The following is a 23,717-nucleotide window of genomic DNA, read 5'->3' on the forward strand; positions in this document are numbered from 1 at the left end:
CATTCTAACTTGACCCCAGCGTCAGGAAAAGACGGATTGGCGAAAAAATGTGCAGCCCCGTTGCCGGCCACCTGCGGACCGCCCCCAGGGGTCGGGCATTGGTAACCCGGATGCAATCCGGGAGCGGGGTTCCACCTTGTCCCTGGATTTCATCCAGGCTACGGACTACAGGTCGTGTACGGACAGCCCTACAGGTCGAGTACCGGCCGCCCCGGCTTGGCTAGTCGCGAAGCGGCTTGCGCCTGCCGGTCACCATCGACCAGGGCAGGTTCTCCTTCATGCGCACGCTTTCCACCAGCGCCGCGAGGACATGCAGGCCGGCCAGCGCCAGGAGGCTGTCGGCCATGAGGACATGGATATCCCGGGGCAGGTCCTCGCCCCAGAAGTAGTCCACTTCCTCCATCAGGAAACCGCTGACTCCCAGCCCGAGCATCAGGGCGAGCATGAGGATCATGACCAGTCCGCCCAGGGGCGAGTGGCCCAGGCGGTGCATGTGGCCGCCGCGCAGGAGCGCCCGGCCATGGGCGATCAGGCGCGACGTGGTGGGCCAGAAATCCGCCCAGCGTGCCGGCCGGGGGCCGACGAAGCCCCAGGCCAGCCGCACCAGCACCACCGCCACGGCGTAGTAGCCGAGCCAGCGGTGCCAGCCATCGCCCGCCTCGTTGAGGAAGTAGTCGCCGACGAAGGCCGCCACCAGGGACCAGTGGCCGATGCGTATCACCGGGTCCCAGAGGCGGACGGTTCCGACACTCACGGGGTCAGTCCTCGATCTCCTGCTTCACCACCTGGCCGTCCACCGGGTTGAAGTAGATCTCGACCTTGCGCTTGTCCTTGTCCCAGCCGTAGATCTCGTAGCAGTTGCCTTCGGTGACCTTGAATTTCTTGATGTCGTAGCCCTGGGCCTTGAGGTCCTCCTGGAACTTGCCCTGGTCCTGCCAGGTGGCCTTGTCGGCGGTGGTGCATTCGGTCTTGGCGAAGGTCAGGGGGCTGACGGCGATCAGGGAGAGGAGCAGGAGCTTGCGCATATCGATGACCTCGGTTCGTGCAGGTAGTTGGCAAACGGCAATGGCAAGGCGTCTCATTCACCGCCGTGAGAAAGGAGATTAGGTGATCACCGCCGGGCTGCAATCCAACCGCCGGACGGTAACGGAAATCTTCGACAGCGATACGACCGGGTTCTGCTCAGGCAGCCTGTAACAGGCTGTTTCAGCCCCTCAAGGGCGCGGGCTCAGGACCAGGGAGCCGCCGCCAGCAAGGCGCTGCAACGCGCCTGGACGAACGCCTGCAGCAGCCGAACCGGCTTGCTCAACTGGGCACGGTGGGCGCAGATCAGGTTCAGCGGGGTGGCCTCGCCCCGGTAGCGGGACAGCGCCAGTTGCAGACGGCCGGCGCGCACGTCGCCGGCCACGTCCAGCCAGGACTTGTAGGTGAGGCCCTGCCCCGCCACCGCCCAGCGCCGCACCACGTCGGCATCGTCGCTGGCCCGGTCGCCACCCACAGTCACCACCTGCTCGCGCCGGCCTTCACTGAAGCTCCAGCGGTCGTGGACGCGGCCACCGAGCTGGTAGAGCAGGCAGTTGTGCCCGGCCAGGTCCTCGGGGGTGTCGGGACGACCCCGGCGGGCGAAGTAGTCCGGCGCGGCGCAGAGTACCCGGCGATTGTCCGGCGCCAGGGGCAGCGCCACCAGGCTCGAGTCCTCCGGCTCCCCGTAGCGGATGGCGATGTCCACGGACTGGCGGAACAGGTCGGCCACCCGGTCGCTCAGGTGCAGGCGCAAGGCGAGGCGCGGGTGCTCCTGCTGGAACGCGTCCAGCCAGGGCAGCAGCACGTTGCGGCCAAAATCCGAAGGCGCCGAAAGCTGCAGCACCCCGGCGATGTCCTCACGTCCGCCGAGCAACTGGCGCTGGCCTTCGGCGAGGCTGTCCAGGGCATTGCGGGCGTGGACCAGGAACTGCTCGCCCTCGGGTGTCAGCCGCAGGCTGCGGGTGGAGCGCACGAACAACCGGGCCTCCAGTTGCCGCTCCAGGCGCTTGAGGGCGGCGCTGGCCACGGCGGGGGAGACGTCCAGCTTGCGCGCGGCCGCCGAGAGGCTGCCGTGGTCGGCGGTGTTGACGAACAGGGCGAGGTCGTCGAGGCGCAGCATTTTCAACGCTCCTTTGAAAGACTGTCGTTTTCTAGCCGATTTTTCTCGCCTGCGAAATAACCCAAGATGCGCCTCATCACGTCCCCGACCGGAGCCCCCGATGAAAGCCATCGCCTATTTCCAGAACCTCCCCATCGACCACCCTGAATCCCTTCAGGACATCGTCCTGCCGGAGCCCCAGCCGGGTCCCCGCGACCTGCTGGTGGAGGTCCGCGCCATCTCGGTCAACCCCGTGGACACCAAGGTGCGCCGCAACGCCGCCCCGGAAGCGGGCCAGCCCAGGGTGCTGGGCTGGGACGTGGCGGGCGTGGTGAAGGCGGTGGGCAGCGAGGTCACCCTGTTCCGGCCCGGTGACCGGGTGTTCTATGCCGGCGACCTGACCCGTCCCGGCGGCAACGCCGAGTTCCATCGGGTGGACGAGCGCATCGTCGGCCCCATGCCCCGGTCCCTGGACTTCGCCCAGGCCGCCGCCCTGCCGCTGACCTCCATCACCGCCTGGGAGCTGCTGTTCGACCGGCTGCAGATCGCCCAGGGCGACGCCAGCCTGGGCCAGAGCCTGCTGGTGGTGGGTGCCGCCGGTGGCGTGGGCTCGATCCTGGTGCAACTGGCCCGGCAGCTCACCGGCCTGACCGTGATCGGCACCGCCTCCCGTCCCGAAACCCAGGCCTGGGTCCGCGAGCTGGGCGCCCACCAGGTGCTCGACCACCGCCAGCCGCTGGCCGAGGAACTGCGGCGCGCTGGGCTGTCCAGCGTCACCCACGTGGCCAGCCTGACCCAGACCGACCAGCACCTGGACCAGTTGGTGGAAGCCCTGGCGCCCCAGGGCCGCCTGGGCCTGATCGACGACCCGGCGTCCCTCGACGTGACCCGGCTCAAGCGCAAGAGCCTGTCCCTGCACTGGGAGTTCATGTACACCCGCTCGATGTTCCAGACCCCGGACATCCTCGAACAGCACCGCCTGCTGGCGCGGGTCGCCCAACTGATCGACGCCGGCGTGCTGAAGACCACCGTCGGCGAGCACTTCGGCACCATCAACGCGGCCAATCTGCGCCGTGCCCACGCCTTGCTGGAAAGCGGCAAGGCCAAGGGCAAGATCGTCCTCGAAGGCTTCGCCTGAGTCGGTGTCCGGAACCCTGCCCGGAGCCTGCCGACGGCCCCGGGCAAGGCTTGCGAACTGCGCGGAAAAAGGGCTGCGGACGAATGGCAAAAACCGTTAGTCGGCTGTTTGATCCAGGTCATTTTCCGGCAACCGGCCAGGTCTACACTCAGATTCCCGCCACACTTTTGGGAGATGACTGAGGTGAAGATTCTCGTTCGTCAGACCACCACGCCACAGGGCTCAGGTTGGCAGGTATGCCTCGACCAGCACGCCGTGAGCTTCCGCAGTGAAGCCGAAGCCCGCCAGTTCGTCAGCGTCCTGGAGACACGCCTGAAGGCGCCCCACCCGCTGCCCGACACCGCGCGACGTATCGCCAGTTAGCCCAGGGGCGGCCGGCCATCGCGGTCGAGGCGCCAGGTCAGCAGCGCGCAGGCGACCGCACCGCAGCCGCACAGGCTGATGACCAGGGCGAGAGGCATGGCGCTGCCGTCGTGCAGCGCCCCCACCAGGAAGGCGGCGCCCGCCGCCACGCCGAATTGAAGACTCCCCATCAGCGCCGACGCGCTCCCGGCATGGCGCCCCTGCCCGGCCATGGCGCAGGCCGAGGCGTTGGGCAGGATGCTGCCGAGGCTGGCGATGCAGCCGAACAGCGGCAGCATCAGCGGCCAGAGGCTGTCGGGACGCGCCAGGGACACCCCCAGCAAGGCCGCCGCACAGGCCATGTAGAACCAGACCATGCGCCGCATCCAATAGGCCGGGCCGTGCCGACGGACCAGCAAGGCGTTCACCTGCGCCATCAGGATGAAGCCGGCGGCGTTGGCGCCGAACAGCCAGCCATAGTGCTCGGGCGGCACGCCGTAGAGCTGGATGAAGACGAAGGGCGAGCCGGCGATGTAGGCGAACATGCCGGCGATCGCCAGGCCGCCGGTCATGCCGTAGGCGAGGAACTGGCCATCGCCGAACAGCCGCCGGTACTGCCCCAGGGCACCGCGCAGGGGCGGACGCGCGCCCACCGTCGGCAGGGTTTCCGGCAGCCAGGTGCCGAGCCCCACCAGCACCAGGGCGCTGAACAGGGTCAGCGCCCAGAAGATGGATTGCCAGCCGAACAGGTCCAGCAGGAGTCCGCCGCCCAGGGGGGCCAGGATCGGCGCCAGCCCCATCACCAGCATCAATTGCGAAAAGGCCTTGGCCGAGGCGATGGGGTCACAGAGGTCGCGCACCACCGCCCGCGACACCACCATCCCGGCGCAGCCACCGAGGGCCTGGACGAAACGCGCACCGATCAGCCACTCGAGGCTGGGGGCGAGGGCGCAGCCCACCGAGGCCAGGGTGAAGACGGTCACGCCCAGCAGCAGCGGGGGACGCCGGCCGAAGCGGTCCGCCAGCGGGCCGTAGAGGAGCTGCCCCAGGGCCAGGCCGATGAAGTAGGACGCCAGCGTCAGCTGGACGTGCTCGACGTCGGTGGCGAAGCTCTCGGCCATGGCCGGGAAGCTGGGCAGGTAGAAGTCGATGGCCATGGGGCCGAAGGCGCTGAGGGCACCGAGGAGCAGGAGGATGCGGAAGGTCATGGTGGTCGCTGGCGCCATCCCTAGCGAGGAAAGCGCCAGATGGTAACAGGCTATTTCCGACGCCGTGGGGGCGAGTTCGCCCCCAACGACGAAGCTAGCCCTCGTGCACCTGCTCCGCCTTGGGCGCTTTCCTGCGGTCCAGCCATTCCGAGGCCTTCTCCACCAGCATGAAGAACATGGGGATGAGGAAGGTCGCCAGCAGCGTCGCCGCGAGCATGCCGCCGATCACCCCGGTGCCGATGGAGTGGCGGCTCGCCGAGCCGGCGCCGGAGCTGATGGCCAGCGGCACGCAACCGAGAATGAAGGCCAGGGACGTCATGATGATGGGGCGGAAGCGCAGCTTGGCCGCCTCCAGCGCCGCCTGCGCCGGGCTCATGCCCTGTTCGCGGCAGAGCACGGCGAACTCGACGATGAGGATGGCGTTCTTCGCCCCCAGGCCGATCAGGGTCACCAGGCCCACCTGGAAGTAGACGTCGTTCTGGATGCCCCGCAGCCACACCGCGAGGATGGCGCCGAACACCGCGAAGGGCACTGCGGTGACCACCGCCAGGGGCAGGGTCCAGCGCTCGTACTGGGCGGCGAGGATGAGGAACACCATGATCAGGCCGAAGACGAAGGCAATGCTGCCGGAACCGTGGGTGGCCAGTTCCTGGTAGGCCGAGCCGATCCAGCCCAGGCTGTAGTCCTCGCCCAGCACCTCGTTGGCCACCTCCTGCATGGCCTCCAGGGCCTGGCCGGAGCTGTAGCCCGGCGCCGGCCCGCCCAGCACCTTGGCCGCCGGGTAGACGTTGAAGCGGGCATAGGAGTCCGGGCCGAGGATGCGCTCCACCCGCACCAGGGAGGACAGCGGCACCAGGTCGTTGGACGCCGAGCGCACGTACACCTGGTTGAGGTCATCCGGCTTGCGGCGGAATTCCGGCTCCGACTGCAGGCTCACCTGCCAGGTACGCCCGTAGAGGGTGAAGTCGTTGACGTAGTAGCTGCCGAAGGTGGACTGCATGGCGGTGAACACATCGTTGATGGCCACCCCCAGGGCCCGCGCCTTGGTGCGGTCGAGGTCGATGTAGTACTGCGGGACGTTGGCGTTGAAGGTGGTGTTCACCCCCGCCAGCTCCGGCCGCTTCGACGCCGCCGCGACGAACTTCTGCACCACCTGCTCCAGTTGCTGCACGGTCCCGCCGCTGCGGTCCTGGATGTAGGCCTCGAAACCGCCGGTGGTGCTCATACCGGTGATGGGCGGCGGGTTGAACGAGAGCACGATGCCGTCCTTCTCCGCCGCGCCCATGCCCATGAAGGTGCGCGTCAGGTTGCGGGCGTCCAGCTCCGGCGTGGTGCGCTCGCTCCAGTCCTTGAGGGGCACGAAGGACACGCCGGCGTTGCTGCGGGTGCCGAAGGTGAGGATGTCGAAGCCGGCGAAGGTCACCACGTCCTGCACCGCCGGGTGCTTCATCAGCTGCTGGTCGATGGTGCTGGTGAGCTGCTCGGTGCGGGTCAGCGAGGCCGCCGGCGGCAGGAAGTAGGCGTTGAGCACGTAGCCCTGGTCCTCATCCGGCACCAGCGCCCCGGGCACCCGGCCGAACAGCACCACCATCAGGGCGATCATGCCGCCGAACAGCAGCAGGCCCAGCGTCGCGCGCTTGAGGAAGAACTGCACCCCGGCGCCATAGCCCGCGGTCATGCGGTCGAAGAAGGTGTTGAACCAGCGGAAGGGCGCCGCCGGCTGGCCATGGCCGGGCTTGAGCATCAGGGCGCAGAGGGCCGGCGACAGGGTCAGGGCGACGATGCCGGAGATCACCACCGACACCGCGATGGTGATCGCGAACTGCTGGTACATCTGCCCGGCCAGCCCCCCCAGGAAACCCACCGGGATGAACACGGCGCAAAGCACCAGCACGATGGCGATGATGGGGCCGGTCACCTCCTCCATGGCCTCGATGGCGGCCTCGCGCGGGCCGATCTTCTTGGTCGCCATCACCCGCTCGACGTTCTCGATCACCACGATGGCGTCGTCCACCACGATGCCGATGGCCAGCACCATGCCGAACAGGGTCAGCAGGTTGATGGAAAAGCCGAGCAGGTACATGCCGGCGAAGGTGCCCACCAGGGACACCGGGATCGCCAGCACCGGAATCAGGGTGGCGCGCCAGTTCTGCAGGAAGATGAAGACCACCAGCACCACCAGCACCAGGGCTTCGAAGAAGGTGTGGATCACCTCCTCGATGGAGACCTCGACGAACTTGGTGGTGTCGTAGGGGATCTTGTAGGCGATGCCACTCGGGAAGCGCTTGGCCAGCCGCTCCATGGTGGCCTTCACCGCCTCGGCCGTATCCAGGGCGTTGGCGCCGGGCTGCAGGTAGATGCCGAACGCGGCGTTCTGCTGGCCGTTCAGGGAGGTCATCAGGGAATAGTCCTGGGCCCCCAGTTCCACCCGGGCGACGTCCTTGAGCAGCAGGCTGGCGCCGGTGGCGTCCGAGCGCAGGATGACGCTCTCGAACTCCTTGGGATCGGTGAAGCGGCCCTGGGTGGTCACCGTGTAGGTGAAGTCCTGGGGCTGGTTCAGGGGCTGCTGGCCGAAGCTGCCGGCGGCGAACTGGGAGTTCTGCTCGCGGATGGCGTTGACCACGTCGGAGGGGGTCAGGTCGTACTGCGCCAGCTTGTCCGGCCGCAGCCAGATGCGCATGGAGTAGTCCTTGGAGCCGAACTGGCTGGCGTCGCCGACACCGGGAATCCGCTTCAGCTCGTCGATCACGTTGATCAGCGCGTAGTTGCTGATGAAGATCGGATCGCGGGAGTCGTCCGGGGAATAGAGGGTGACCACCTGGAGGATGTCGGAGGATTTCTTTTCCACCTTCACACCCTGCCGGCGCACTTCCTCCGGCAGCTTGGCCAGGGCCGCCTGGACGCGGTTGTTGACGTCGATGGTGGCCTGGTCCGGGTCGCGGCCCACCTCGAAGTAGACGGTCAGGCTCATGGCGCCACTGCTGTCGGAGTTGGACAGCTGGTAGATCATCCCCTCGACGCCATTGATCTGCTGCTCCAGGGGCGCGGCCACGGTCTCGGCAATCACCTGGGAACTGGCGCCGGGATAGACGGCCGACACCGACACCTGGGGCGGCAGGATTTCCGGGTACTGGGCGATGGGCAGGGTGCGCATGGCGGCGAGCCCCGCCAGCACGATGACGATGGAGATGACCGCGGCGAACACCGGCCGGTCGATGAAGAAGCGCGAGATCACGATGGTCGCTCCTTCTTCAGGACTGCTTGGCGGCTTGTTCGGCGGGGGCCTTGCTGGCCTCCACCGCCTTCACCGGAGAGTCCGGACGCACCTTGGGCAAGCCCTCGACTATCACCCGATCCCCCTCGCCGACGCCGGATTCGATCACCCAGCGGCCATCGCGGGTATCCCCGGTCTTCACCTGGCGCACCCGCGCGATGCCGTCCTTGTCCACCACGTAGACGAAGGTGCCGCGCGGTCCCTGGGCCAGGGCGCGCTCCGGCACGGTGATGGACTGGGGCCGGGTGAAGCCCTTCACCAGCACCCGTACGAACATGCCGGGCAGGAGTTTCTGCTCCGGATTGGGGACCACGGCCCGTGCGCTCACGGTGCCGGTGCCGGTGTTGACGAAGCTGTCGGTGAAGTCGACGCGGCCGGAGAGCGGGTAGTTGCTGCCGTCGCCGAAACGCAGGTCGGCGCTCAGCAGGCCGTCCGGGGGCAGTTCGATGGTGCCGTTCTTCACCCCCTCCCGCAGGCGCTCGGCCTCGGTGTCCGGGTAGGCGAAGTTGACGTAGATAGGGTCCAGCTGGGTGAGCTGGGTCAGCAGGCTGCCGTTGGGATCGCCGGCCACGACCAGGCTGCCCTCGGAACGGGTCTCCTTGCTGGTCATCCCGGAGATGGGCGCCTCCACCGTGGTGTAGTCGAGGTCGATCTGCCGTGCCTTCACCTCGGCCTGGGCGGCTTCCACGTTGGCCTTGCTCTGCTCGAAGTTGGAGATGGCGTTGTCCAGCTCGCTCTCGCTGGCGTAGCCCTTCTTCTGCAGCTCGCGCACCCGCTTGAGGTCGCGCTCGGTCTGGCGGTAGCGCGCCTGCTCCTGGGCCAGGGCCCCCTTGGCACGCGCCAGGGCCGCCTCGTAGGTACGCGGGTCGATGCGGAACAGCACCTGGCCCTGCTTCACCTTGCTGCCTTCCAGGTAGGTGCGCTGCTGGAGGATGCCGCTGACCTGGGCGCGCACCTCCACTTCGCGGTAACCGGCGGTCCGCCCGGCGTACTCGAGGATCAGGGGCAAGGGGGCGGGCTTGGCAGTCTCCACTATCACCTCAGGCGCAGGCGGCGCACCGGCCGGGGCATCGGCGGCGCCGGCGAGCCCAGGAAGGCTGGCGCCCGCGACAAAGAGTGCAAGGCTGAAAGGGAGGCTGCGAGCAAACGGCATAGGGTGTCTCCATACGGCGCCGGACCGGCATGCGACGCATGCGGCTTCGATTACATTCATAGGTGTTCGTAAACGGTTGTACTCCTTGCAAAATCGGTACACTCCGTTCCCCAAACAAGAAGCCTAGACACTATTGGCCTGACCGCTATGCGCAAGACGAAAGAAGAAGCCGAGAAAACCCGGGGGGCGATACTCGCCGCCGCCGAGCACCTGTTCCTGGAGAACGGCGTGGCCCATACCTCCCTGGAACAGATCGCCCGCGCCGCCGGCGTCACCCGGGGGGCGGTCTATTGGCATTTCCAGAACAAGGCCCACCTGTTCAACGACATGCTGTCCCAGGTCCGGCTGCCCCAGGAGCAGATGACCGAGCGCCTGTGCGGCTGCAACGGCCAGGACCCCATCCGCGCCCTGCGCGACCTGTGCGTGGAAGCCATCCTCAACCTGGCCCGGGACGAGCAGCGCAAACGGGTATTCAATATCCTCCTGCACCGCTGCGAGTTCACCGAGGAACTGCGGGAAGCCGAGGAGCGCCACTATGCCTTCGTCGACCAGTTCATCCGGCTGTGCGAAGCCCTGTTCGAGCGCCCGGCGTGCCGCGAACGGCTGCACGCCGGCATCAGCCCCTTGCAGGCCTCCCGGGCGGTGCATGCGCTGATCGTCGGGCTCTTCAGCGACTGGACGCGGGATGACCGGCTGTTCGACCCGCTGGTCGACACCGAGCCCATGGTGGACGCCCTGTTCCGGGGCATGGTGAAGGACTGGAGCCTGTAGAGGGCCGGGGCGAAGGACGTGCTCCGGCCGGGTGCGTCAGGCCACCTCCGCCGCGTAACCCTCCTCGCGGATGGCCTCCAGCACCTGCCCATCGGCCAGCCGGCTGCTGACCCGCACCTCGCCGCTGGCCAGGTCCACCTGGACCTCGGCGGCCGGATCGAGGGCCTGCACGGCCTGGGTGACGGCGCGGACGCAATGGCCGCAGGACATGCCCTGAACCTTGAATACCTGCATGGTGGATCTCCTCTCTGGTTGACGATCTGGCGACAGTCTCGACCTTGCCACCAGGTCAAGGTCAATGGCGTTCTACACTGAGCGGGTCGACCGCAGAGGACCTGCGCCATGAAGCCCGTCAGCACCGCTCTCCTCGCCCTGCTCGCCGCCCCCTGCCAGGCCCAGTCGCCCATCGACTACGGCGTCCTGGTGATCTCCCGGGAACGGGTGGAGTTGGCCACCGCCTGCGACGTGGGCGTCTATCTGGAGGACCAGCTGGCCGCCCGCCTGGTACAGGGGCAGATCGTCTCCTTCAACCTGCCGCCCGGCCCCCTGAGCATCCGCCTCGGCCTGCTGGGCCCCGGCCGCTGCAAACCGGGCATCGAGCAACTGCGCCAGCAGAGCGTCACCCTGGAGGCCGGCGAGGTGCGCAAATACCGCCTGGCACAGGGCACCGAGGGGCTCTATCTGGTGCCGACCACTGCGGTTCAATGAACGGGCACTTGACCTTGACCATATGGGAAGGTTGATCCTTGGCGGCAGCAAGGAGGACACCCCCATGAACCAAGCGATTTCCTTCGACCTGCCCATTGCCGGCATGACCTGCGCCAGTTGCGCCGGCCGTGTCGAGCGTGCCCTGGCCAAGGTGCCCGGCGTGCAGGCCGCCAGCGTCAACCTCGCCACCGAACAGGCCCGCGTCCAGGCCCCCGGCGACACCCTGCCCGCCCTGGTGGCGGCGGTGGAAGCGGCCGGCTACCAGGTGCCGGCGCAGCGTCTGGAACTGGCCATCGGCGGCATGACCTGCGCCAGTTGCGCCGGCCGGGTGGAGCGCGCCCTGCGCAAGGTCCCGGGCGTGGCCGAGGTGACGGTGAACCTGGCCAGCGAGCGGGCCCACCTGAGCTTGTACGGTCCCGCCGACAGCGCGCCCCTGATCCGCGCCGTGGAAGCTGCCGGCTACTCCGCGCAGGCGCTGGACGACGCGGCGCCGACAGGTGACGACGCCGCGCAACGCCTGCGCCGGGAAAGCTGGACCGTGCTGCTGGCCCTGGCCCTGGCCGCGCCCCTGGTGCTCCCCATGCTGATGGAGGCGTTCGGCGGCCACTGGATGCTTCCCGCCTGGGCCCAGTTCGTCCTGGCCACCCCGGTGCAGTTCATCCTCGGCGCGCGCTTCTACCGCGCCGCCTGGAAGGCGGTGAAGTCCGGCGCCGGCAACATGGACCTGCTGGTGGCCATCGGCACCAGCGCCGGCTATGGCCTCAGCCTCTACCAGTGGTGGGCGGCCCACCCCGGCCACGTCCCGCACCTTTACTTCGAAGCCTCGGCCGTGGTGATCGCCCTGGTGCTGCTCGGCAAGTACCTTGAAAGCCGCGCCAAGCGCCAGACCAGCGCCGCCATCCGCGCCCTGGAAGCCCTGCGCCCGGAACGCGCCACCCGCCTGGTGGACGGCCGTGAGGAGGACGTCGCCATCGCCGCCCTGCAACGGGGGGACCTACTGGTGGTGAAGCCCGGCGAGCGCTTCCCCGCCGACGGCGAAGTGAGCGAAGGCCAGAGCCACGCCGACGAGGCCCTGATCAGCGGCGAGAGCCTGCCGGTGCCCAAGGCCCCGGGTGATCGGGTCACCGCCGGCGCCATCAATGGCGAAGGCCGCCTGCTGATTCGCACCACCGCCCTGGGCGGGGAAACCGTGCTGGCGCGGATCATCCGCCTGGTGGAGGACGCCCAGGCCGCCAAGGCGCCGATCCAGAAACTGGTGGACCGGGTCAGCCAGGTGTTCGTCCCGGCCGTGCTGCTGATCGCCCTGGCCACCCTCGGCGGCTGGCTGCTGGTCGGCGCGGCGCTGGAAACGGCGCTGATCAACGCCGTGGCGGTGCTGGTGATCGCCTGCCCCTGCGCCTTGGGCCTGGCGACACCCACGGCGATCATGGCCGGCACCGGCGTCGCCGCCCGCCACGGCATCCTGATCAAGGACGCCGAAGCCCTGGAGGTGGCCCACGCCGTCAGCGCCGTAGCCTTCGACAAGACCGGCACCCTCACCTCCGGCTCCCCGCGCATCGCCCACCTGGCCGCCGTCACCCTCAGCGAAAACGAGCTGCTGCGACTGGCCGGCGCCCTCCAGCGCGGCAGCGAGCATCCGCTCGCCAAGGCCGTGCTGGACGCCTGCGCCGACGGCGGCCTGGACACCCCGCCGGTGGAGGCCAGCCAGGCCCTGGCGGGACGGGGCATCCAGGGTCGGGTGGACGGCCGCGTGCTGGCCCTGGGCAACCGCCGGCTGCTGGACGAACTGGGCCTGCCGGCTGGTGAACTGGCCGCCTGCGCCCAGGACTGGGAGGCGCAAGGGCGCACCCTGTCCTGGTTGCTGGAACGGGAACCCACGCCCCGCGTGCTCGGCCTGTTCGCCTTCGGCGACACCCTGAAACCCGGCGCGGAGGACGCCATCGCCGCCCTGGACCGGCGCGGCATCCACAGCCACCTGATCACCGGTGACAACCGGGGCAGCGCCCGCGTCGTGGCCGAGGCCCTGGGCATCGAATCGGTCCACGCCGAAGTGCTGCCGGCGGACAAGGCCGCCACCGTCGCCGCGCTCAAGGCGAACGGCGCCGTGGTGGCCATGGTGGGCGACGGCATCAACGACGCCCCGGCCCTGGCCGCCGCCGACGTGGGCATCGCCATGGGCGGCGGCACCGACGTGGCCATGCATGCGGCGGGCATCACCCTGATGCGTGGCGATCCACGCCTGGTGCCGGCGGCCCTGGACATCGCCCGGCGCACCTACGGCAAGATCCGCCAGAACCTCTTCTGGGCCTTCATCTACAACCTGGTGGGCATTCCCCTGGCCGCCGCCGGCCTGCTCAGCCCGGTGGTGGCCGGCGCCGCCATGGCACTCTCCAGCGTCAGCGTGGTGAGCAACGCCCTGCTGCTGAAGACCTGGAGGCCCGACGAGGCGACGACGTCCGCCAAGCGCGCCGAAGGGGCGCGAGAAGACACGAGGACACCGGCATGAATATCGGCCAAGCCGCGAAACGCAGCGGCCTCACCGCCAAGATGATCCGCTACTACGAGAGCATCGGCCTGCTGCCCGAGGCCGGTCGCAGCGACAGCGGCTATCGCCAGTACAGCGCCCAGGACCTGCACACCCTGGCGTTCATCAGGCGATCGCGGGACCTGGGCTTCTCCCTGGAGGAAGTGGGGCGGCTGCTGGAACTCTGGCAGGACCGCCAGCGCGCTAGCGCCGATGTGAAAGCCCTGGCGCGGGACCATATCGACGCGCTGAACCGCAAGATCGCCGAACTGGCGGGGCTGCGGGACACCCTGCAGGAGCTGGTGGACCACTGCCAGGGCGACCATCGCCCCGACTGCCCGATTCTCAGGGACCTGGAGTCAGGCGGTTGTTGCCACTGAACAGGCGCGGCAGCGCGCCCTTGGGCAGCACCGTGATCGCCAGCCCGACGAACACCAGCACGCAGGCCAGCCAGCCGGCGGGACTCAAGGCCTCGCCGAGCAGCAGCCAGCCGGACAGCAGCCCGGACACTGGCACCGCCAGGGCGAAGGGCGTCACCAGGCTCGCCGGGTAGCGCTGCAGCAGGAAGCTCCAGAGGCCGAAGCCCAGGGTGGTGGCCAGGAAGGCGATGTAGAGCAAGGCGCCGATACCGCCCCAGCTGGGCTGGGCAAGGGCGGCGGCGATGGCGTCCGGCCCCTCGAAGACCCAGGACAGCGCCAGCAGCGGCAGGGGCGGAATCAGGCTGACCCAGCAGATCAGCCGCAGCATGTCGGTGGCGCCGGCGAGCTTGGTGGCGATGTTGGCGAAGGCCCAGGCCAGGGCCGCGGCGACCACCAGCAGGAAGGCCAGCAGGCTGTCGCCCAGGGGCCGCCCGAAGCCGATCAGCATCAGCCCGAGCGCCGCCAGCGCCAGCCCCAGCAGCGCCCGTGGACTGGGTCGCTCGCCGAGGAAAAACGCGGCGATCAGGAGGGTGAAGAACACCTGCCCCTGTAGCACCAGGGAGGACAGCCCGGCCGGCATTCCCAGGTGCATGCCGACGAAGAGCAGGCCGAATTTCACCACGCCCAGCAGCAGGCCGATCTGCACGATGCGCCCGAACGGCGCCGGCATCGGCCCACGCAGGAACAGCAACGGCAGCGCCGCCAGGGCGAAACGCAGGGCGCAGAACAGCAGCGGAGGAAAATCCGCCAGCCCGACCTTGATCACCACGAAGTTGACGCCCCAGATCAGCGTGACCAGCAGGGCGAGCAGGATATGGGGCAAGGGCATGGCGAGGACTCCGGCAAGGTCCTCCCACGCTAGCAGCCGATGACGGAAATGTATGGATACAGATGACGGGGAAAACTGTTGGAGCTTCGTCGGGGGAGAGGGGCTGTCCCCTACTTCACCGGGCCTTTGTCCAATCTGAGGCGCTTGGTCGGCCTTGCGGTCCTTTGAGCTCGCATTTCAGCGCCGCTCGCCTGATATCCAGCAGCCGCTACGCCGCAGTTGCCCACCCGTGATACAGTGAATACACGCATCGCAATGAGGCACCGAAATGGCTACTTCAATTCGACTTTCCCCTGAAACCGAACGGCGGTTGGAGTTCTTGGCGGCTAGCACCGGGCGTACCAAGGCCTATTACCTCCGGGAAATCATCGACCACGGCCTAACCGATATGGAGGACTACTACCTCGCGGCTGACGTTCTTGAGCGGGTACGCAAAGGTCAGGAATCAGTCCATTCGGCAGCGGACGTGAGGAAAGACCTTGGTCTGGACGATTGATTACACCGACACCGCCAGAACTCAGTTACGTAAGCTCGACAAGCAAACTGCCAAACGCATTCTTGATTTCTTGGACGAGCGTGTCGCCGGCAGGGCTGACCCGCGCAGTACGGGAAAAGCTCTCACCGGCCCACTGGGTGGCTTGTGGCGGTATCGAATAGGGGATGTTCGCGTGATATGCGACATTCAGGATGGCTCGCTACACATCCTGGTTGTCCAGCTAGGCAACCGCCGAGACGTATACCGCTGAACAGCCATCTACCCGCTTTTTCTCCGCCAGATGATCTGCCGATCGTGGCGTCTTGACTTGACCAACTGTTGGCCTGGGGAAGACTTCTTCCCTGGGCCAGTTCCTGAAAAGATGAGGTGGATAGCCTCATCCAGGGCTATCCACCTCAGATTCTCAACAGATTGACCACAGGGCTCGCGCGGGCCCTTCTTGGTTCACGCCAATGCCGTTCAGGCCTGGGACTGCAGGTAGTTCTCCAGGCCGATGCGGTCGATCAGGCCCAGTTGCTGCTCCAGCCAGTAGGCGTGGTCTTCCTCGGTGTCCTTCAGTTGCAGGGTGAGGATGTCGCGGCTGATGTAGTCCTTGTGCTTCTCGCACAGGGTGATGCCCTTGCTCAGGGCCGCGCGCACTTCGTACTCCAGCTTGAGGTCGGCCCGCAGCATGTCCGGCACGGTGGCGCCGGGATGGATGGCGCGGGGACGCATGTCCGGCGTGGCTTCCAGGAAGAGGATGCGCTGCAGCAGGGCGTCGGCGTGCTGGGTTTCCTCCTCCATCTCGTGGTTGATGCGCTCGTAGAGCTTGGTGAAGCCCCAGTCCTGGTACATGCGCGAGTGCAGGAAGTACTGGTCACGGGCCGCGAGTTCGCCGCGCAGCAGGTCCTTGAGGTATTCCACGACTTCGGCTTGGCCTTGCATCTGCACATCTCCTGTAAAAACCAATGGACAAGGATCGTGCGCAGCCGGACAGCGGTCAAGCCCGCTCAATGCTGCAGCCAGGGCGGCGTCGGCTCCTCCTGACCAGCGGGTGCATCGGCTTCCGCCCGCGCGGCCTGGCGGCGGGCTTCGTCCGCCAGGGCGGCCCTGATCTCGCGCATCACCGCATCCAGGTCGGCGGCGTCCTCGGGCTCGGCGAACTCGCCGGTGAGCGGGGAGTCCGGCGTCAGCTTGCCGTCCTCGTAGAGCGCCCACATTTCCTTGGCGTAGCGGGTGTACAGCAGCTCGGGGGCGAACTGCCCGAAATAGGCGGCCATGTTGCCGACGTCCCGCTCCAGCATGCGGAAGGCATGGTTGTTGCCGGCGGCGTCCACCGCCTGGGGCAGGTCGATGATCACCGGCCCCTGGGGATCGAGCAGCACGTTGAATTCGGAGAGGTCGCCGTGGACCAGACCCGCGCAGAGCATCTTCACGATCTCGCCGATCATGAAGGCGTGGAACTCGCGGGCATCCTCGGGGGTGAGGTCGACATCGTTCAGGCGCGGCGCGGCGTCGCCCTCGCCGTCCCCGATCATTTCCATCAGCAGCACGCCATCGAGGAAGTCATAGGGCTTGGGCACCCTCACGCCGGCGTTGGCCAGGCGGAACAGCGCCGACACCTCGGCGTTCTGCCAGGTCTCCTCGCGCTCGCGCCGGCCGTACTTCGAGCCCTTGGCCATGGCCCGGGCATCGCGGCTGTTGCGGACCTTGCGGCCTTCCTGGTACTCGGCGGCCTGACGGAAACCCCGCTTGTTGGCCTCCTTGTAGACCTTCGCGCAACGCAGTTCGCTGCCGCAGCGCACGACGTAGACGGACGCCTCCTTGCCGCTCATCAGCGGGCGTATCACTTCATCGATCAGGCCGTCTTCAAGCAGGGGTTCGAGGCGTTTCGGGGTCTTCATGCGACGCGGTGGACTCTCTCGGGAACGGGGGCGGGATGGGCCGACTTTATACGGTATGCCGCCGGCTTCGGCTATCCACGACACGACGGAGTGACGTGCCGGGGACGCATGTTACGACAGCGCATGCCCCCGCGTGTCCCCACTCCTGCGTGCCATTCCCCAGCGGCCCGGCCAACGGCCCACGCTCGACGCTGGAAACGCCCGCCCCAGAGCGACTCGCGACATATGGCACAGCCGTTGCTCCAGGTCCTGTGCAACGAGTTTACCCCCAGGTGCAGGCCCAGGTGGCTGCAGGTGATCGAACGAGAGGGAGGTTCAATTCGAATGGCTGACTCCAGGCTGCTGTACGAACCCGAGCTGAGCCACGATGAGTGGCTGCGTCCCGAAGAACCGGACGAAATCCTGTTCCGGAGCAATATCCCGTCCAGGGAGGATCGCAGGGAGCCGGAGCAGGCGCCCTGGATCGAATACGTGGCGGGTCAATGGGTGGTGCTCAAGCGTCGCCGGGACGCCCCCCCGGAGCGTCGTCGCTTCCCTGTCGTGCGCCAGCGCATCGAAGCGCTGCTGGCCAAGGGCTGGAGCATCACCGGTCGAGACCCCGTGCGGCTGGAGCGTCACCAGCGGGTGAAGATCGTGTGCGACGGTGAGTTGCGGGATATCTGAGGCCTTCCGGGAACGAAAAAAAGGGCGGCCCCGACAGTGCGGGCCGCCCCAAATCACGGAGTTGCTTACATCGCGTGGCCCCGATGACGTGAAGCCACGGGTATTGGATTACCGTTCGAGGATCGCGGTCACACCCTGGCCTCCGGCGGCGCAGATGGAGATGAGCCCACGGCCCTCCCCGGCTACCGACAGCAGCTTGGCCAGGTTGGCGACGATGCGTCCGCCGGTGGCGGCGAAGGGGTGGCCGGCGGCCAGGGAACTGCCCTTTACATTCATCCGGCTGCGGTCGATGGCGCCCAGGGGCCTGTCCAGGCCCAGACGGGTCTTGCAGTAGTCGGCGTCCTCCCAGGCCTTGAGGGTGCAGAGCACCTGGGCGGCGAAGGCTTCGTGGATCTCGTAGTAGTCGAAGTCCTGCAGGCACAGGCCGTTCCGTGCCAGCAGGCGCGGCACCGCGTAGACCGGCGCCATCAGCAGCCCCTCCTCGCCGCTGACGAAATCCACCGCCGCCGCCTCGCCGTCGCGGAAGTAGGCGAGGACCGGCAGCCCCCGCGCCCTGGCCCAGTCCTCGCTGGCCAGCAGCACCACCGAAGCGCCGTCGGTGAGCGGGGTGGAGTTGGCCGCCGTGAGGGTGCCGCGCGGGCCCTTCTCGAACACCGGCTTCAGGCCGGCCAGCTTCCCCGCGTCGATATCCGGGCGCAGGTTCTGGTCGCGGTTCAGGCCACGGAAGGGCGTCATCAGGTCGTTGTGCCAGCCCTCGGCATAGGCCGCCGCCAGCTTCTGGTGGCTGGCGATGGCGAGCAGGTCCTGCTCGTCGCGGGGGATGGCCCAGGTCTGCGCCATCAGCTCGCAGTGCTCGCCCATGGACAGCCCGGTACGCGGCTCGCCATTGCGCGGGATATGCGGCGCCAGGTGGCGCGGGCGCACCTGCAGCAGCGCCTTGACCTTGTCGGCGGTGGACTTGGCGCGGTTGGCCTGCAGAAGGATCTGGCGCAGCCCCTCGTTGACCCCGATGGGGGCGTCGGAGGTGGTGTCCACGCCGCCGGCGATGCCGCACTCGATCTGCCCCAGGGCGATCTTGTTGGCCACCAGCAGCGCGGCCTCCAGGCCGGTGCCGCAGGCCTGCTGGATGTCGTAGGCCGGGGTTTCCGGCGCCAGGCGCGAGCCCAGCACGCATTCGCGGGCCAGGTTGAAGTCCCGGGAGTGCTTCAGCACCGCCCCCGCCGCGAACTCGCCGACGCGCACGCCGTGGAGGTTGAAGCGCTCCACCAGCCCCTCCAGGGCGCTGGTCAGCATGTCCTGGTTGCTGGCCGTGGCGTAGACCGTGTTGGAGCGGGCGAAGGGGATGCGGTTGCCGCCGACGATGGCGACCCGGCGCGTCTGGACCATGGTGACTCCTTGCGAATGAGCGTTGGCAGGTTGCAGTGTCCGGTACAAGACTAGACGCCTGGATTGGCCGCCTTGCCGGGTGGCGGGTCAGCGCGGTCAGTTGCGCGAACCCCGCACCTGCGTAGAGTGGGCCCACTTTCGATGCCGCAGCAGGAGCGCCCCCATGAACGACCGTTACCTCGCCTTCGCCAACTCCAACGCCGGGCGTCGCCTGGTGGGCGCCCTCGGCCTGCCGGCGCCGCTGCGCCTGGAACGCTGGGTGGCCGGGCGCGCGCGGCCGGTGGACGGCGCCCTGCTGCTCGGCGGCCAAGGCCCCCTGGCCGAGGCCGCCAGCGCCGTGCTGAACAAGCTCACCGACCAGAACTTCGCCGACGAGGAAGGCCGCTTCGGCCTGCCCCGCTGGACCGCCGGGCAGGGTCCGAAACTCAAGGCGCTGGTCTTCGACGCCAGCGGCCTGGCCCGCTTCGACCAGCTCATCGCCCTGCGGGACTTCTTCCAGCCGGCGCTCAAGGGGCTCGGCACCTGTCCGAAGGTGGTGGTCCTCGGCCGCGCACCGGAGGCCATCGAGGACCTGGAAGCCGCTTCGGTGCAACGCGCCCTGGAAGGCTTCACCCGCTCCCTGGGCAAGGAGATCCGCCGGGGCGGCAACGTGCAGCTGGTGTATGTCGGCCAGGGCGCGGAGGACCAGTTGGAGGGACTGCTGCGCTTCCTGCTGTCGCCCAAGAGCGCCTACGTGTCCGGCCAGGTGCTGCGCCTGGCGGCCTGCGCCGAGAAGGTCCGGGACTGGACCCGCCCGCTCGCCGGCAAGCGCGCCCTGGTGACCGGCGCCTCCCGGGGCATCGGCGCGGCCATCGCGGAAACCCTCGCCCGTGACGGCGCCGATGTGGTGCTGCTGGACGTGCCGCCCGCCCGGGAGGCTCTCGAAGGCCTGGCCGCCCGCCTGGGCGGTCGCGCCCTGGCCATGGACATCACCGCCGCCGACGCCGCCCGCCAACTGGTCGAGGCCCTCCCGGACGGCCTGGACATCGTCGTACACAACGCCGGCATCACCCGCGACAAGACCCTCGCCAAGATGAGCGACGACTTCTGGAACGCGGTGATCGAGGTCAACCTGCGCGCGCCCCAGGTGCTCACCCAGGCGCTGCTGGAGGCCGGCAAGCTCCACGACAACGGCCGCGTGGTGCTGATCGCCTCCATCAGCGGCATCGCCGGCAACCTGGGCCAGACCAACTACGCGGCGAGCAAGGCCGGCGTCATCGGCCTGGCGCAGAACTGGGCCCCGGCCCTGGGCAAGCGCGGCATCAGCATCAACGCCGTGGCCCCCGGCTTCATCGAAACCCAGATGACCGCCGCCATTCCCCTGACCCTCCGCGAGGCCGGCCGGCGCATGAACGCCATGAGCCAGGGCGGCCTGCCCCAGGACGTGGCCGAAGCCGTGGCCTGGTTCGCCCAGCCGGGCTCCGGCGCCGTCACCGGCCAGGTGCTGCGGGTGTGCGGGCAGAGCCTGCTGGGGGCCTAGCGCCGGAACGCGCGGCGCACCCTGGTTGGTGGGGTGGATGGCGCTTTTGCATCCACCAGCGGCGCGAAGCCGGGCCTCGAACGGTGGACCGATGAAACGTGGTCCACCCTACGACCGGGGTCGGCCCGTTGCCCGCCGGGTTCACCCCGCCGTCAGCTGTCCTGGCGCCCCTTCCTGCGGAACTCCACCGGGGTCTCCCCCACCCAGCGCTTGAAGGCGCGGTAGAAGGTGCTGGGTTCGGAGAAGCCGGTGCGCTCGACGATCACCTCGATGCGCTCGTCGGTCTTCAGCAGCAGCTCCTTGGCCAGGCGGCAGCGGTAGTCGGTCACCAGGTCGTTGAAGCGCACGCCGGCGTTGGCCAGGCGCTCCCGCAGGCGGCGGGCCGGCATGTCCAGGCGCGCGGCCACCTGCTCCAGGGTGGCGCCGCCATCCACCAGCAATTCCCCGATCAGCTCGCGCACCTGGCGCACCAGGTCCAGCCGCTCCACCACCGCCAGTTGGCGGCGAGCCAGGGACTCGTGCATGCGCAACAGGTCCGGCGAGGCGTGACGGGACGGGGTGTCCAGCACCTCGGCATCGAAGATCAGCGCGTACCGCTCGGCGCCGAGCACCGCCGGGCAGCCGTAGACCGCCTGGTAGCGCTCCGCCGGCGCACCCTCGGCATGCATCAGCCGGACCTCGTGGGGCTTGAAGCGCCCCTCGGTCAGGGCATGGAAGAGGCGGATCAGCGCGCCCGCCAGCATCTCCGGGAAATGCCGGTTGCCGCCGGGCTGCCGGCCCAGGGAAAGCACCGCACGAGGGCCCTCCACGTCCAGGTCGGCGCAGAGGGTGTCGGACAGCAGTCGCACATGGCGCAGGGCGTGGCGCAGCCCTTCGCCGAAGGTGCCGCTGGAGAGGAAGAGGTATTCGAGCAGCAGGCCATTGAACGCAGGCAGGTGGCCGGCCAGGTAGAGGCCGATATGTTCCTCGCCGCACTCGTCGGCGGCGGCCTTCCAGAACAGGGCTTGCGCGGCATGGGGGAAACGGCCTGCGGGCAGTCCGCCCGGTGGCAGGCCCACGCGCACCAGCACCTTGTCCGGATCGGTGCCGCTGGCACGCAGGGCGTCGATCACGGGGCGCATCAGCGCCACATCGTCGGTCGGATCACGCATCATTTTCGGAGTTTTCTTATTGTCTGCGAGGCGCGGCCATCTTATGCAGCTTTATCCCCACCGCTCAAGGCCGGGATCGGCTGACCCGCCGCGCCCGGGAAAGCGCCGGTCCATGCAGGTCGGGGCAGGCTGGCTATGCTGAGCCCCATTCGCCTCAAGGAGACAACCCGATGGCCATCGACTGGCTCGACCTGCCCGCGCCTCCCGCCCTCCCCGGCCTCTTCGCCCGCGCCGTCCTGCGCCGTGGAACCCGTGGCACTGCCCTGCCCGAGATGGGCGTGCGCTGCCAGGCGAGCGTCGACCCCGGCCACCTCGCGCGCTACCGCCAGGTCTGTGGCTTCCGCGACAAGGGCCTGCTGCCGGCCACCTACCCGCACATCCTCGCCTTCCCGCTGCAGATGCGCCTGCTCACCGACCCGCGCTTCCCCTTCCCGCTGCTGGGCCTGGTCCACCTGGAGAACCGCATCCGCGTATTGCGCGCCCTGGGCGGCCTCGGCCCCTTCGCCCTCAGCGTCCAGGTCGACGACCTGCGCCCCCACGAGAAAGGCGCCAGCTTCAGCCTGATCACTCGCCTGGAGGACCAGCTCGGCCTGGTCTGGGAAGGCGACAGCCGCATCCTCTTCCGTGGCCTGCGCCTGCCCGGCGAACCGGCGCCCCGGGAATCGGAGGACAGCCTGCCCCTGCACCACCTGGACCAGTGGTACGCCGACGCCGGCATCGGCCGTCGCTACGCCCGGGTCGCCGGCGACTGCAACCCCATCCACCTGTCGGCCGCGAGTGCGCGGCTGTTCGGCTTCCCCCGTGCCATCGCCCACGGCCTGTGGAACAAGGCCCGCAGCCTGGCGGCGCTGGAGATCCACCTGCCCGCCGCCGGCTACGAAGTGGCGGTGCGCTTCCAGAAACCCGTGCTGCTGCCGGCCGAACTCACCCTCCTGGCCAGCGCCGAGGCCCCCAGCGGCCAGCTGGCGCTGCTGGGCAAGGACGACACGCCGCACATGGCGGGCAGTTGGCGCCGCCTTGCCTGACCCTTGCGCGGCGGCCTGAGCGGCGGGACCATTGGCGGCTCCAAGGAGAGCCCCATGAACCTCGACGAACTCACCGCGCGCCTGCACGCCATCCGCGACCGCAACGACTGGCGCCCCTTCCACAGCCCGAAGAACCTGGCCATGGCCGCCAGCGTGGAAATGGCCGAACTGGTGGAAATCTTCCAGTGGCTGACCGAAGACCAGTCCCGCCAGTTGCCACCCGAGACGCTCGCCCACGCCGGCCAGGAAGTGGGCGACATCGTCCTCTACCTCCTGCTGCTCTGCGCCGAGCTGGGCCTGGACATGGAAGAGGTGGTGCGCGCCAAGCTCGCCGACAGCGAAAGGCGCTTCACATGAGCGACCGTCACTTCGATGAACTGGCGACCCGTTTCGCCGAGAAGATCTACGGCGGCGCCAAGGGCGCCATCCGCCTCGCCGTGCTCCAGGCGGACCTCGCCGAAACCCTGCCCGACCGCCCCCTGCGGGTGCTGGACGTGGGCGCCGGCCTCGGCCACATGAGCCTCTGGCTGGCCCAACGCGGCCATCAGGTGACCCTCGCCGAGCCCGCCGAGCCCATGCTCGAAGGTGCCCGGCAGCGCTTCGCCGACGCCGGCCAGCCGGCCACCTTCATCCAGGCGCCCTGGCAGGACCTGCTGGGCCAGCTCACCGAACCCTACGACCTGGTGCTCTGCCACGCCGTACTGGAATGGCTCGCCGAGCCCCACGCCATCCTCCCCGTGCTGCACCAGCTCACCGCCGCCGACGGCTGGCTGTCCCTGGCCTTCTACAACAAGGACGCACTGATCTACCGCAACCTGCTCAAGGGCCATTTCCGCAAGCTGCGCAAGCATCGCTTCGCCGGCGAGGGCCAGAGCCTGACCCCGCAGCAGCCCCTCGACCCGCGCGACCTGGCGGCGCAACTCGATGGCCTCTGGCGAGTCGAAAACCAGAGCGGCGTGCGGGTCTTCCACGACTACATGCCCCAGGAATTCCAGGCCAAGGCCGAGCTGGTGGACCTGCTGGAAATGGAGCTGGCCTACCGTCGTCATCCGAGCTATCGGGGGTTGGGCCGCTACCTGCACTGGATCTGCCGGCCGCTCTGAAAG

General features: G+C 68.5%; 25 protein-coding genes. 13 read left to right on the forward strand and 12 right to left on the reverse strand.

Features of this window, described 5'->3' with window-relative positions:
• Nucleotides 1–220 precede the first annotated feature (220 nt).
• From KF707C_RS25385 to KF707C_RS25395, 3 genes are all read right to left on the reverse strand, one after another.
• Complete coding sequence (locus KF707C_RS25385; protein ID WP_003451820.1) at nucleotides 221–754, reverse strand: cytochrome b/b6 domain-containing protein; 534 nt, start codon at nucleotides 752–754, stop codon at nucleotides 221–223.
• A gap of 4 nt (nucleotides 755–758) precedes the next feature.
• On the reverse strand, nucleotides 759–1,025 hold the full coding sequence (locus KF707C_RS25390) for a PepSY domain-containing protein (RefSeq protein WP_003451817.1): 267 nt from the start codon (nucleotides 1,023–1,025) through the stop codon (nucleotides 759–761).
• Between the two features lie 203 nt (nucleotides 1,026–1,228).
• Nucleotides 1,229–2,143: a LysR family transcriptional regulator gene (locus KF707C_RS25395; RefSeq protein ID WP_003451815.1), complete on the reverse strand. Its 915-nt coding sequence runs from the start codon at nucleotides 2,141–2,143 to the stop codon at nucleotides 1,229–1,231.
• Between the two features lie 100 nt (nucleotides 2,144–2,243).
• Between KF707C_RS25395 and KF707C_RS25400 the strand changes: the two genes are divergently transcribed.
• On the forward strand, nucleotides 2,244–3,260 hold the full coding sequence (locus KF707C_RS25400) for a zinc-binding alcohol dehydrogenase family protein (protein ID WP_003451811.1): 1,017 nt from the start codon (nucleotides 2,244–2,246) through the stop codon (nucleotides 3,258–3,260).
• A 174-nt stretch (nucleotides 3,261–3,434) separates the two neighbouring features.
• Nucleotides 3,435–3,623: a hypothetical protein gene (locus KF707C_RS25405; RefSeq protein WP_003451809.1), complete on the forward strand. Its 189-nt coding sequence runs from the start codon at nucleotides 3,435–3,437 to the stop codon at nucleotides 3,621–3,623.
• Here the strand turns inward: KF707C_RS25405 and KF707C_RS25410 are convergent.
• The 3 genes from KF707C_RS25410 to KF707C_RS25420 all read right to left on the reverse strand — a co-directional run bounded on the left by KF707C_RS25410 (nucleotide 3,620) and on the right by KF707C_RS25420 (nucleotide 9,237).
• The gene (locus KF707C_RS25410) at nucleotides 3,620–4,810 is read right to left on the reverse strand and encodes a multidrug effflux MFS transporter (protein WP_003451807.1); all 1,191 of its coding nucleotides are present in this window, start codon (nucleotides 4,808–4,810) and stop codon (nucleotides 3,620–3,622) included. The genes KF707C_RS25405 and KF707C_RS25410 overlap by 4 nt on opposite strands.
• A gap of 94 nt (nucleotides 4,811–4,904) precedes the next feature.
• Nucleotides 4,905–8,045: an efflux RND transporter permease subunit gene (locus KF707C_RS25415; RefSeq protein WP_096368065.1), complete on the reverse strand. Its 3,141-nt coding sequence runs from the start codon at nucleotides 8,043–8,045 to the stop codon at nucleotides 4,905–4,907.
• Nucleotides 8,046–8,061: 16 nt separating this feature from the next.
• Complete coding sequence (locus KF707C_RS25420) at nucleotides 8,062–9,237, reverse strand: efflux RND transporter periplasmic adaptor subunit (RefSeq protein WP_036992576.1); 1,176 nt, start codon at nucleotides 9,235–9,237, stop codon at nucleotides 8,062–8,064.
• A 147-nt stretch (nucleotides 9,238–9,384) separates the two neighbouring features.
• On the opposite strand from KF707C_RS25420, the gene KF707C_RS25425 reads away from it, so the two are divergent.
• Nucleotides 9,385–10,008, forward strand: coding sequence for a TetR family transcriptional regulator (locus tag KF707C_RS25425; RefSeq protein WP_004421433.1), 624 nt, complete (start codon nucleotides 9,385–9,387; stop codon nucleotides 10,006–10,008).
• Nucleotides 10,009–10,044: 36 nt separating this feature from the next.
• Here the strand turns inward: KF707C_RS25425 and KF707C_RS25430 are convergent, their stop codons facing one another.
• Nucleotides 10,045–10,242: a heavy-metal-associated domain-containing protein gene (locus KF707C_RS25430; protein WP_004421431.1), complete on the reverse strand. Its 198-nt coding sequence runs from the start codon at nucleotides 10,240–10,242 to the stop codon at nucleotides 10,045–10,047.
• Between the two features lie 108 nt (nucleotides 10,243–10,350).
• Here KF707C_RS25430 and KF707C_RS25435 point away from each other — a divergent pair, with 108 nt between their 5' ends.
• From KF707C_RS25435 to cueR, 3 genes are all read left to right on the forward strand, one after another.
• Nucleotides 10,351–10,716: a hypothetical protein gene (locus KF707C_RS25435; RefSeq protein WP_004421429.1), complete on the forward strand. Its 366-nt coding sequence runs from the start codon at nucleotides 10,351–10,353 to the stop codon at nucleotides 10,714–10,716.
• 64 nt (nucleotides 10,717–10,780) lie between these two features.
• Complete coding sequence (locus tag KF707C_RS25440) at nucleotides 10,781–13,222, forward strand: heavy metal translocating P-type ATPase (RefSeq protein WP_004421427.1); 2,442 nt, start codon at nucleotides 10,781–10,783, stop codon at nucleotides 13,220–13,222.
• The gene (gene cueR / locus KF707C_RS25445; protein ID WP_004421425.1) at nucleotides 13,219–13,620 is read left to right on the forward strand and encodes a Cu(I)-responsive transcriptional regulator; all 402 of its coding nucleotides are present in this window, start codon (nucleotides 13,219–13,221) and stop codon (nucleotides 13,618–13,620) included. Before KF707C_RS25440 ends, cueR begins: the two co-directional genes overlap by 4 nt.
• On the opposite strand, the gene KF707C_RS25450 is transcribed toward cueR, so the two are convergent.
• Complete coding sequence (locus KF707C_RS25450) at nucleotides 13,586–14,488, reverse strand: EamA family transporter (RefSeq protein WP_004421424.1); 903 nt, start codon at nucleotides 14,486–14,488, stop codon at nucleotides 13,586–13,588. The two genes, cueR and KF707C_RS25450, sit on opposite strands and share 35 nt — an antisense overlap.
• Before the next feature lie 268 nt (nucleotides 14,489–14,756).
• Between KF707C_RS25450 and relB the strand changes: the two genes are divergently transcribed.
• Together relB and KF707C_RS25460 are read left to right on the forward strand one after the other, a co-directional pair.
• Complete coding sequence (gene relB, locus KF707C_RS25455) at nucleotides 14,757–14,984, forward strand: type II toxin-antitoxin system RelB family antitoxin (protein ID WP_004421422.1); 228 nt, start codon at nucleotides 14,757–14,759, stop codon at nucleotides 14,982–14,984.
• Nucleotides 14,968–15,234 carry a type II toxin-antitoxin system RelE family toxin gene (locus KF707C_RS25460; RefSeq protein WP_081608072.1) on the forward strand — a complete coding sequence of 89 codons (267 nt, stop codon included), beginning with the start codon at nucleotides 14,968–14,970 and terminating at the stop codon, nucleotides 15,232–15,234. The genes relB and KF707C_RS25460 overlap by 17 nt, the downstream gene beginning before the upstream one ends.
• 209 nt (nucleotides 15,235–15,443) lie before the next feature.
• Here KF707C_RS25460 and bfr read toward each other — a convergent pair whose 3' ends face one another.
• Both bfr and KF707C_RS25470 read right to left on the reverse strand, forming a co-directional pair.
• A complete protein-coding gene (gene bfr, locus KF707C_RS25465) occupies nucleotides 15,444–15,908 on the reverse strand; it encodes a bacterioferritin (protein WP_004421420.1) in 465 nt (154 codons plus the stop codon).
• 65 nt (nucleotides 15,909–15,973) lie between these two features.
• Nucleotides 15,974–16,867 carry a PA4780 family RIO1-like protein kinase gene (locus KF707C_RS25470; RefSeq protein WP_004421417.1) on the reverse strand — a complete coding sequence of 298 codons (894 nt, stop codon included), beginning with the start codon at nucleotides 16,865–16,867 and terminating at the stop codon, nucleotides 15,974–15,976.
• A 324-nt stretch (nucleotides 16,868–17,191) separates the two neighbouring features.
• Here KF707C_RS25470 and KF707C_RS25475 point away from each other — a divergent pair, with 324 nt between their 5' ends.
• Nucleotides 17,192–17,530 (forward strand): hypothetical protein, encoded by a 339-nt coding sequence (locus KF707C_RS25475; RefSeq protein ID WP_003451119.1) that lies wholly within the window; start codon nucleotides 17,192–17,194, stop codon nucleotides 17,528–17,530.
• Nucleotides 17,531–17,638: 108 nt separating this feature from the next.
• Here KF707C_RS25475 and KF707C_RS25480 read toward each other — a convergent pair whose 3' ends face one another.
• Nucleotides 17,639–18,916: an acetyl-CoA C-acetyltransferase gene (locus KF707C_RS25480; protein ID WP_003451118.1), complete on the reverse strand. Its 1,278-nt coding sequence runs from the start codon at nucleotides 18,914–18,916 to the stop codon at nucleotides 17,639–17,641.
• Between the two features lie 163 nt (nucleotides 18,917–19,079).
• Here KF707C_RS25480 and KF707C_RS25485 point away from each other — a divergent pair, with 163 nt between their 5' ends.
• Nucleotides 19,080–20,435, forward strand: coding sequence for a 3-oxoacyl-ACP reductase (locus tag KF707C_RS25485; protein WP_003451117.1), 1,356 nt, complete (start codon nucleotides 19,080–19,082; stop codon nucleotides 20,433–20,435).
• 152 nt (nucleotides 20,436–20,587) lie between these two features.
• On the opposite strand, the gene KF707C_RS25490 is transcribed toward KF707C_RS25485, so the two are convergent.
• Nucleotides 20,588–21,586, reverse strand: coding sequence for an AraC family transcriptional regulator (locus KF707C_RS25490; protein ID WP_036992580.1), 999 nt, complete (start codon nucleotides 21,584–21,586; stop codon nucleotides 20,588–20,590).
• 170 nt (nucleotides 21,587–21,756) lie between these two features.
• Here KF707C_RS25490 and KF707C_RS25495 point away from each other — a divergent pair, with 170 nt between their 5' ends.
• Genes KF707C_RS25495 through KF707C_RS25505 form a run of 3 tightly spaced genes read left to right on the forward strand, consistent with a single transcriptional unit; the run spans nucleotide 21,757 to nucleotide 23,714 of the window.
• Nucleotides 21,757–22,611 carry a MaoC family dehydratase gene (locus KF707C_RS25495; protein WP_003451112.1) on the forward strand — a complete coding sequence of 285 codons (855 nt, stop codon included), beginning with the start codon at nucleotides 21,757–21,759 and terminating at the stop codon, nucleotides 22,609–22,611.
• A gap of 54 nt (nucleotides 22,612–22,665) precedes the next feature.
• Nucleotides 22,666–22,968: a MazG-like family protein gene (locus KF707C_RS25500; RefSeq protein WP_003451110.1), complete on the forward strand. Its 303-nt coding sequence runs from the start codon at nucleotides 22,666–22,668 to the stop codon at nucleotides 22,966–22,968.
• A complete protein-coding gene (locus tag KF707C_RS25505; protein WP_003451107.1) occupies nucleotides 22,965–23,714 on the forward strand; it encodes a methyltransferase in 750 nt (249 codons plus the stop codon). The genes KF707C_RS25500 and KF707C_RS25505 overlap by 4 nt, the downstream gene beginning before the upstream one ends.
• Nucleotides 23,715–23,717 lie beyond the last annotated feature (3 nt).

This window comes from Pseudomonas furukawaii (genome assembly GCF_002355475.1).
GTDB lineage: Bacteria > Pseudomonadota > Gammaproteobacteria > Pseudomonadales > Pseudomonadaceae > Metapseudomonas > Metapseudomonas furukawaii.

What these genes read in the sequence shown, in the direction of transcription:
- KF707C_RS25390 (WP_003451817.1), bottom strand. Translation starts at nt 1,025, where the DNA reads ATGCGCAAGCTCCTGCTCCTCTCCCTGATCGCCGTCAGCCCCCTGACC.
- KF707C_RS25395 (WP_003451815.1), bottom strand. Translation starts at nt 2,143, where the DNA reads ATGCTGCGCCTCGACGACCTCGCCCTGTTCGTCAACACCGCCGACCAC.
- KF707C_RS25400 (WP_003451811.1), top strand. Translation starts at nt 2,244, where the DNA reads ATGAAAGCCATCGCCTATTTCCAGAACCTCCCCATCGACCACCCTGAA.
- KF707C_RS25405 (WP_003451809.1), top strand. Translation starts at nt 3,435, where the DNA reads ATGACTGAGGTGAAGATTCTCGTTCGTCAGACCACCACGCCACAGGGC.
- KF707C_RS25410 (WP_003451807.1), bottom strand. Translation starts at nt 4,810, where the DNA reads ATGACCTTCCGCATCCTCCTGCTCCTCGGTGCCCTCAGCGCCTTCGGC.
- KF707C_RS25420 (WP_036992576.1), bottom strand. Translation starts at nt 9,237, where the DNA reads ATGCCGTTTGCTCGCAGCCTCCCTTTCAGCCTTGCACTCTTTGTCGCG.
- KF707C_RS25425 (WP_004421433.1), top strand. Translation starts at nt 9,385, where the DNA reads ATGCGCAAGACGAAAGAAGAAGCCGAGAAAACCCGGGGGGCGATACTC.
- KF707C_RS25430 (WP_004421431.1), bottom strand. Translation starts at nt 10,242, where the DNA reads ATGCAGGTATTCAAGGTTCAGGGCATGTCCTGCGGCCATTGCGTCCGC.
- KF707C_RS25435 (WP_004421429.1), top strand. Translation starts at nt 10,351, where the DNA reads ATGAAGCCCGTCAGCACCGCTCTCCTCGCCCTGCTCGCCGCCCCCTGC.
- KF707C_RS25440 (WP_004421427.1), top strand. Translation starts at nt 10,781, where the DNA reads ATGAACCAAGCGATTTCCTTCGACCTGCCCATTGCCGGCATGACCTGC.
- cueR (WP_004421425.1), top strand. Translation starts at nt 13,219, where the DNA reads ATGAATATCGGCCAAGCCGCGAAACGCAGCGGCCTCACCGCCAAGATG.
- KF707C_RS25450 (WP_004421424.1), bottom strand. Translation starts at nt 14,488, where the DNA reads ATGCCCTTGCCCCATATCCTGCTCGCCCTGCTGGTCACGCTGATCTGG.
- relB (WP_004421422.1), top strand. Translation starts at nt 14,757, where the DNA reads ATGGCTACTTCAATTCGACTTTCCCCTGAAACCGAACGGCGGTTGGAG.
- bfr (WP_004421420.1), bottom strand. Translation starts at nt 15,908, where the DNA reads ATGCAAGGCCAAGCCGAAGTCGTGGAATACCTCAAGGACCTGCTGCGC.
- KF707C_RS25470 (WP_004421417.1), bottom strand. Translation starts at nt 16,867, where the DNA reads ATGAAGACCCCGAAACGCCTCGAACCCCTGCTTGAAGACGGCCTGATC.
- KF707C_RS25475 (WP_003451119.1), top strand. Translation starts at nt 17,192, where the DNA reads ATGGCTGACTCCAGGCTGCTGTACGAACCCGAGCTGAGCCACGATGAG.
- KF707C_RS25480 (WP_003451118.1), bottom strand. Translation starts at nt 18,916, where the DNA reads ATGGTCCAGACGCGCCGGGTCGCCATCGTCGGCGGCAACCGCATCCCC.
- KF707C_RS25485 (WP_003451117.1), top strand. Translation starts at nt 19,080, where the DNA reads ATGAACGACCGTTACCTCGCCTTCGCCAACTCCAACGCCGGGCGTCGC.
- KF707C_RS25490 (WP_036992580.1), bottom strand. Translation starts at nt 21,586, where the DNA reads ATGCGTGATCCGACCGACGATGTGGCGCTGATGCGCCCCGTGATCGAC.
- KF707C_RS25495 (WP_003451112.1), top strand. Translation starts at nt 21,757, where the DNA reads ATGGCCATCGACTGGCTCGACCTGCCCGCGCCTCCCGCCCTCCCCGGC.
- KF707C_RS25500 (WP_003451110.1), top strand. Translation starts at nt 22,666, where the DNA reads ATGAACCTCGACGAACTCACCGCGCGCCTGCACGCCATCCGCGACCGC.
- KF707C_RS25505 (WP_003451107.1), top strand. Translation starts at nt 22,965, where the DNA reads ATGAGCGACCGTCACTTCGATGAACTGGCGACCCGTTTCGCCGAGAAG.